Origin of the sequence: Pedobacter vanadiisoli, from assembly GCF_042684385.1 — a bacterium.
GTDB classification, from domain to species: Bacteria; Bacteroidota; Bacteroidia; order Sphingobacteriales; family Sphingobacteriaceae; genus Pedobacter; species Pedobacter vanadiisoli.
Genome location: NZ_JBHULL010000042.1, coordinates 97,722 through 105,397, shown reverse-complemented (window position 1 = coordinate 105,397; position 7,676 = coordinate 97,722). Strand labels below are relative to the sequence as shown.

Here is a 7,676-nt window from a genome sequence, read left to right as displayed (position 1 = left end):
TATTATAACAATAAAAGGATAAGATTGAACTTAAATGGAATGAGCCCGGTTGAATACCGGGCACAAGTCTTAAATAATTAATAAGTTTGTCCAACTTTTTGGGGGCAGTCCAGCGCTGTGGGCTTTTCACGGCAATCAGGTTTAATTTGCAATAATACTACTGCTATTAATGGTTAACGCTATAGTGTGTGAAAAGAAGTATTCTGCTCCTTGCAACCCCAAATAGTAGAACCTGCTGTTCCACCTAAAACCGGATCGAAGCAGGATGCCGATATTTTTCTATCGGCAGCAGCGGGAGCGGAGCTCACATAGCACCGCAAAACCTGCTTTCCTAAAACTGGATATATCTTACCGCTACAAAAAGTTAATAACTTATGTGCCAAATATACTTTACGTATATCGATCTAGACCCAGAAATAATTTAAGGATGACGACAAAGCAAAAACGGCCAGGATATTATCCCGGCCGTGCAATAATTTTATCATTGGATATTTCTTAATCCCTGCTTCTACCAAAAAGCATAGATGCATAATAGAGCAAGTTAGCAAGCGCACCAACAGCAGCTACCACATAAGTCATGGCTGCCCACCACAGTGCGTCTTTCGCCTGTGCATTCTCTTCCTGCGTTTGCATTACGCCACTATTATTTTTTAACCAGGCCAAAGCCCGGTTACTCGCATCAAATTCGACCGGTAGGGTAATAATACTAAAAACGGTTACCAAGGCTAAACCGACCACACCAATAGCCAAAACAATTGGATTTCCGGTAAAACCGATCAACAGTATACCAATTAATAAAACCCACTGTAAAAGATTAGATGATATGCTCACAACCGGTACCATACTGCTCCTTAACTGCAGCCAGTTGTATGATTTCGCTTGTTGAACTGCGTGCCCACATTCATGAGCCGCTACAGCCGCAGCAGCTACGCTTCGGCTATAATATACATCTGTACTTAAATTAACGGTTTTATCTGATGGATTGTAATGATCTGTTAATTGTCCTTCGGTACTCATCACCCTCACGTCGTATATCCCATTATCGTGTAGCATTCTTTCTGCCACCTCCTTTCCCGATAAACCAGAGCTTAGTTGCATTTCGGCATACATAGAAAACTTGTTCCTAAAACGCCACTGTACAAACATGCTCAACAATAATACCGGGATGATTAATATTAAATAAACTCCCATTTTCTTATGTATGTTTTCCGTTAAACATATATCAAAAAGCGTTCCTATATTATTTTGGTACTAAAAAACAGTACATTTATACCATGCCAACCGAGCTTTCATACTGGGAAAAAGAATCATTTTTTTGTAATTATGATGCCATTATTATTGGCAGCGGCATTGTTGGATTAAACGCAGCCATACACCTCAAAAAATCGTCCTCATCGCTAAAAATAGCGATACTCGAAAGGGGATTTCTACCTACGGGTGCAAGCACAAAAAATGCTGGTTTTGCCTGTTTTGGAAGCATTTCTGAACTCATTGAGCAAGAAGAAATGATCGGTACCGACCAGCTTGCGGCACTCATCGAAAAACGATGGAAAGGCTTGCTCAAACTACGCAATTTACTGGGTGATAATACCATAGATTACCAATGTTTGGGCGGATATGAATTATTTAAAAATGAAGATCATTTTTTAGCTGAAACAGGTGTATCGAAAATTGAACATTTTAACCGTCTTACTAACGGTATTGTTGGGTCGGATGCTTTTAGTTTAAAAAATAAAAAAATCAAGTCCTTTGGTTTCGATGGGGTAAGCACTTTAATAGAAAACCAGTACGAGGCCCAGATCGATAGTGGTAAAATGATGTCTGCTTTACTCCAATATGCGCAGCAGCTCGGCATTAGCATTTTTAATAAATGTACTGTAGATCGGATTGAAGAAAACTCAAAAGGTTTACGCCTGATCACAAGCGACGGAATTTTTTTCGGTAAACAATTAATCATTACAACCAATGCCTTTATCAAAGATCTTTATCCTGATGTTGATATTAAGCCGGGCCGGGGTCAGGTTTTAATTACCAAACCCATCAAAGATTTAAAGATAAAAGGAACTTTTCACTACGATAAAGGCTATTACTATTTCAGAAATATAAATAACAGGGTTTTGTTGGGTGGTGGCAGAAATATTAATTTCAAAGCTGAAGAAACCGCTGATTTCGGACAAACTGAACCGGTACAGCTGGCCTTAGAAAATTTATTAAAAACCATAATCTTACCAAAAACTGCTTTTGAAATCGATTACCGTTGGAGTGGTATTATGGCCTTTGGTAAAATACTAGAACCCTTTATTGAAGAAATCCGTCCAAATGTGTTTTGTGCAACCAGGTGTAATGGCATGGGTGTTGCCATCGGTTCGCAAACAGGAGAAGATGTGGCGGAACTGTTGCTGAAGCGTTTGTAATTGCTTTTACCACAGAGAACGCGGAGTTTTATATTTAAATTACGGACAAAAAGCATTGTCCTCTCGACTGAAACGCCGTGGAACGGAGAGATTTACTTCGATAGGTTTCACTCCGCTTGAAATGACGAGTAGGTGAGTAAAGTCTCTCAAAAAACCTAAGCGCAATCCACCAAACGCTAACCGCTCTACTTAAACACTACCGTTTTATTCCCACTTACAAAAACCCTGTCTTCGAAAATAAGTTCTAACGCTTCCAACAATACTTTTTTCTCTATTTCCTTGCCGGCACGCACCATTTCTTTCACCCCAAAGTTATGGTCGACATGATTGGTATGCTGGGTAATAATTGGGCCTTCATCCAGGTTATCGGTAACAAAATGGGCTGTGGCCCCAATAATTTTTACACCACGCTCAAAAGCTTGCCGGTAAGGGTTAGCACCTATAAAAGCTGGTAAAAAAGAATGGTGGATATTGATAATTTTACCTGCGTAATCTTTTACAAAATCAGCAGAAAGAATCCGCATAAACTTGGCCAATACCAGGTAATCTACCCCAAATTGGTTAATGATTTCTTTTATTTCTGCTTCGAATACACTTTTATCTTTGTTGTTGTGATCTACATAAAAATAAGGAATACCCAGTTTTTCGGTAAAACCCCTCAGGCTTTCATAATTACCGATAACACATTTAACATTGGCACCTAACGTTTTAAACTGATTTTTGATCAGTATTTCAGCCAGACAATGGTACTCCTTGGTTACCAAAACAGCAATCTGTTTCTCTTGTTCCGTAATTAAATTTACCTCGGCAGCATTAGGAAGATTTTCTAAAAGTTTAGCTTTTAATTTTTCAGCGTTCTCCAAATTTCCGGTACAGGCAATTCTGGTAAAAAAAGCCTTATTGGCTTCATCAACAAACTCACGCATGGCAATAATATTAAGTTGATGTGCTGCCAGCACACGGGTAATATGGGTAACCAAACCCACCTGATCGGGACAGGAAATAAGGACTGTTAATGCATTCATTTATAAAATACTAATGTTCAATTATAAATAAATTTTACGGTTTTATCTGCCTTAAATTGACTAATTTTTTTTGGTATATCTATTTTAAATTTCCATTTTTACTAAAATTTTTATCATTATGGAAGTTATTGGCATTGCTTTACTAATTGTTATTTTAATTGCCCTGGTTGTTTTATTGCTAAAGAAACCTCAAGCCGCATTATCGATTGTTTCAGTAGAAGATTTTGAACGGATGAAAAGCGAAAATGAAGCATTAAAAATCAGTTTAGCGAAAGCCGACGAGCGCGTTTCTAATCTATCTGCTGAAAAAGAGCACATTACTATTCTCCTTAAGCAGGAGCAACAGCGCTTAATAGACGAACTGCAGGCCGAACGCGACCGCCTGGCAGATGCCAACCGTGAACTTGAAAGTACAAGGTCGTTTTACCTGGCCGAAAAAGAAAAATTAGCGGAACAAAAATCAAGTTATGAGCAATCGCAGCAAAAGTTGAACAAAGATTTCGAATTGATTGCCAATAAAATACTGGAAGAGAAATCTACTAAATTTATAGAGCAGAACCGGACCAACCTCGATATCATCCTCAATCCCCTGAAAGAAAATATCAAGGCTTTTGAAGATAAGGTAGAAAAGGTTTACAAAGCTGAATCAGACGAAAGAAATATACTGAAAGGCGTGATTTCCGAACTGCAGATTCAAAGCAAACTCATCCAGGAAGATGCCAATAATTTAACCAAAGCTTTAAAAGGCGACAGTAAAAAACAGGGAAACTGGGGAGAAATCATTCTGGAAAAGGTACTGGAACGTTCTGGTTTGGTACGCGATCAGGAATACCGCATTCAGGCTTCGCATACTTCTGCCGAAGGCAGCCGCTATCAGCCCGATGTGGTGATCGATCTTCCTGATGATAAACACCTGGTTATTGATGCTAAGGTAAGCCTGGTTGCTTACGAGCGCTCTGTATCGGCAGATACTGACGAAGAGCGTGAGGGCTATTTAAAACAGCATCTCGCGTCAATTAAGAACCACATTCAGGAGCTGTCATCAAAAAATTATCAGGATTTATATAAAATCAATTCCCCTGATTTTGTTTTATTGTTTGTACCCATTGAATCTTCTTTCAGTATTGCGGTACAAAAAGATGCCGAACTCTTTAATTTTGCCTGGGATAGAAGAGTGGTAATTGTAAGTCCTTCTACTTTACTGGCTACTTTACGCACCATAGCCAGCATGTGGAAACAGGAGCGCCAAAACCGTAACGTCATGGAAATTGCCCGTTTAAGCGGCAATATGTATGATAAATTCGTGGGTTTTATTACCGACCTCGAAAATATTGGCAAATACATTAAAAACGGACAGGATGCTTACGATAAAGCGATTAATAAATTATCAGCAGGTGCCGGAAATTTGACCAATACTTCAGAAAAGATTAAAAAACTAGGTGCAAAGGCCACAAAACAGATTGATACGAAGTACTTAGACAGTATCGAATAATCTTAACCATTTGATACAAAAGGGGCGAAGCCCCTCGATTTTTTAGAGCTTTTAAAATAAAATCAAAAACCCACTAAGTTAGTAATTTTTATTGACATCCCCAGGACGATTTTTTTAGTATTTTTTGTTTTTCGGAGCATAAGCTACTAATAAATTCATCATGACGATCGTATTTACAAAACGTCGTCATTTCGAGCGAAGTGCAACGAGTCGGGAACCACCTTAGTGCCAGTGAAGCTAAATCTATATTAGCAGATCTCTCCTTTTCGCTACGCTACAGTAGAAATGACGACATATCGTTTTTTACAAAAATCTATTTACTAAAAGCATTCCAGCCCTGGGCTTTTAGCTCATGTACATTATTCGATTTTGAAACCATTTTACACCCTGAATTTTTATCGGTAACATGCCCAATCACAGTGATATCTACATCATGTTTCAGTTTTTTATAATCATCCTGACTAATGGTAAATAACAACTCATAATCTTCACCACCACTTAATGCGCAAACTGTTGGATCTAAACCTAGCTCACGGGCAGTTTCATAAGTCATCGGATCTAAAGGAATTTTCTCTTCATAAATCGTAATTCCTTTATCTGATTGTTCTGCCAAATGCAAGATCTCAGAAGCTAAACCATCAGAAATATCGATCATGGAAGTTGGTTTAATATTCATTTCATCCAAAAGGGCAACAATATCCATTCTTGCTTCCGGTTTCAACTGTCTTTCAATGATATAATCCTTTCCTTCCAGATCAGGCTGGATCTGAGGATTTTCCAGGTAGATTAATTTTTCTCTTTCCAAAATCTGCAGGCCTAAATAAGCGCCACCCAGATCGCCAGAAACACAAAGTAAATCATGTTCCTGGGCACCGTTTCTGTATACTACTTTATCTGCATCAGCATACCCTATGCTGGTAACACTGATCACTAAGCCTTGTTTACTCGACGAAGTATCGCCACCTATTAAATCGATGTTATACTTATTGCAGGCAAGTTCAATACCTTTATAAATTTCTTCAACAGCCTCCAGCGGAAATTTACTGGATAAGCCTAACGAAACCGTAATCTGACTGGCTTTTCCATTCATGGCGTAAATATCGCTCAGGTTTACCTGTACAGCTTTATAGCCTAAATGCTTTAAAGGCACGTAAGACAGGTCAAAGTGGATTCCTTCCAGCAATAAGTCGGTCGAAATTAAGATCTGTTTTCCTTTTGCATCCAAAACGGCTGCATCATCACCTACGCCTTTTACGGAATAATCGTTTTTAATTTTAAAATTAGTAGTCAGGTGTTTAATCAATCCAAACTCGCCTAATTTATTGATATCTGTACGCTCTTTGTTCTCAAACATATCCATTAGTTAGGGTTAAACCCTTATTTTTATTTTAAAAATTTACTGTCATTCTGGGCATAGCGAAGAATCTTTATAATGACTTAAGCAAGCAATTCATAACAAACAGATCCTTCCTTCGTCAGGATGACAAGTCTTTATTTTCAATCCAATTTTTACCTTCGGTAAATCTGGCAATCAACATGGCCGCAACATTATCGCCGGTGGCATTTAACAAAGTAGCCATGGGGTCAACCAGAGTTCCGATAATCATAGCAGGTGGCAAAGCTTCAGGTGGTAATTGATAAGCCGAAATCATTAACAGTTCTCCAATATACCCTCCATTTGGTATGCCACCTTCTACTATACTCACCAAAACTGTAATGCCTAAAGCCAAAATGATAGTATCTACATGTACCAGGTCCTTACCAAATATGGCAAAAACCACGGCAATTTTTATAATGGAGCTAATGCTCGAACCATCCTTATGCAATGTTGATCCCAAAGGAATAGTTACATTGGTAATGTATGCCGGGACACCCATTTTTGCAGTTCCTTCCAAATTTGCCGGAATAGTGGCAATGCTGCTACAGGTTCCTATTGAAGTTAAGGAAGGCACAATATTATTTTTCCAAAACAATTTTATCGCTTTAAATCCTCCAGCAACAAAAGCATATAAAGTGAAAAAGACAATAAAATAAAATGCCCCAATACCATAGTACAAGCCTAATGCCTTTGCATAAGTACCAAAAAGTTGTGGCCCAAATACACCAACCTGATAAGCAAAATAAGCACCTAAACCTATAGGCCCGAGTTTCATGATCAAAATGATAAGTTTCTTCATCACTTCATTACCAGAAACGAGGAATTTCTTAAAACTTTCTCCTTCTTTTTGGGCATATAAAGTAGAAAAACCCACTAAAACAGAAAAAATAATCAGTGCCAGCATATTTTTCCTGCTTCCAATTTCAAAAAACTCTCCAACAGTTAAAAGTTGGGTCATTTGTTCGCCAAATGACTGAATTTTTTCTGATTCTGTCGGTATTGTAGCATTTCCCAATTGCTGATGAATTGGAAAAATCCATGTAGCTACCAATGTTAAAACTGCAGAAATTAATACCGTAGCCAGGAAAACCAAAACCATTGTGGTTAATAATGTACCCAGTTTTTTATTCCGGTCGATATTTGCAATAGCAGATGATACTGCAAAAAATACCAATGGGATAACGGCAGTAAACAACAAGTTCAAAAATATATCACCCAGGGGTTTTATATTCTCAACACTTTTCCCCAAAATTAAACCTACTATGCTACCAACAGTAATACCTGCCAAAAGCCATAATAAACCTGAGTAATTTTTAAGAATGTTGTTTTTTTCCATTTTATACCGTTGTGTCAGTCTGAGCTTGTCG

The 7,676-nt window shown here is 38.1% G+C and carries 7 protein-coding genes; 3 read left to right on the top strand and 4 right to left on the bottom strand.

The genetic code is table 11. The features are described from left to right. Nucleotides 1–81, top strand: an 81-nt coding sequence (locus ACFSR6_RS20205) for an IS3 family transposase (protein WP_379081631.1), incomplete at its 5' end; no start/stop codon positions are given. Between the two features lie 414 nt (nt 82–495). On the opposite strand, the gene ACFSR6_RS20200 is transcribed toward ACFSR6_RS20205, so the two are convergent. Continuing rightward, nucleotides 496–1,191, bottom strand: coding sequence for a zinc metallopeptidase (locus tag ACFSR6_RS20200; protein ID WP_379082292.1), 696 nt, complete (start codon nt 1,189–1,191; stop codon nt 496–498). An 83-nt stretch (nt 1,192–1,274) separates the two neighbouring features. On the opposite strand from ACFSR6_RS20200, the gene ACFSR6_RS20195 reads away from it, so the two are divergent. Continuing rightward, on the top strand, nt 1,275–2,414 hold the full coding sequence (locus ACFSR6_RS20195) for an NAD(P)/FAD-dependent oxidoreductase (protein WP_379082290.1): 1,140 nt from the start codon (nt 1,275–1,277) through the stop codon (nt 2,412–2,414). Nucleotides 2,415–2,599: 185 nt separating this feature from the next. Here ACFSR6_RS20195 and purU read toward each other — a convergent pair whose 3' ends face one another. Continuing rightward, a complete protein-coding gene (gene purU / locus ACFSR6_RS20190) occupies nt 2,600–3,439 on the bottom strand; it encodes a formyltetrahydrofolate deformylase (protein ID WP_379082288.1) in 840 nt (279 codons plus the stop codon). Nucleotides 3,440–3,557: 118 nt separating this feature from the next. On the opposite strand from purU, the gene ACFSR6_RS20185 reads away from it, so the two are divergent. Next, nucleotides 3,558–4,931 (top strand): DNA recombination protein RmuC, encoded by a 1,374-nt coding sequence (locus tag ACFSR6_RS20185; protein ID WP_379082286.1) that lies wholly within the window; start codon nt 3,558–3,560, stop codon nt 4,929–4,931. A gap of 313 nt (nt 4,932–5,244) precedes the next feature. On the opposite strand, the gene thiL is transcribed toward ACFSR6_RS20185, so the two are convergent. After that, entirely contained in the window at nt 5,245–6,285 is a 1,041-nt protein-coding gene (gene thiL, locus ACFSR6_RS20180) for a thiamine-phosphate kinase (protein WP_379082283.1), read from the bottom strand. A 121-nt stretch (nt 6,286–6,406) separates the two neighbouring features. After that, nucleotides 6,407–7,645 carry a dicarboxylate/amino acid:cation symporter gene (locus tag ACFSR6_RS20175; protein WP_379082281.1) on the bottom strand — a complete coding sequence of 413 codons (1,239 nt, stop codon included), beginning with the start codon at nt 7,643–7,645 and terminating at the stop codon, nt 6,407–6,409. Nucleotides 7,646–7,676 lie beyond the last annotated feature (31 nt).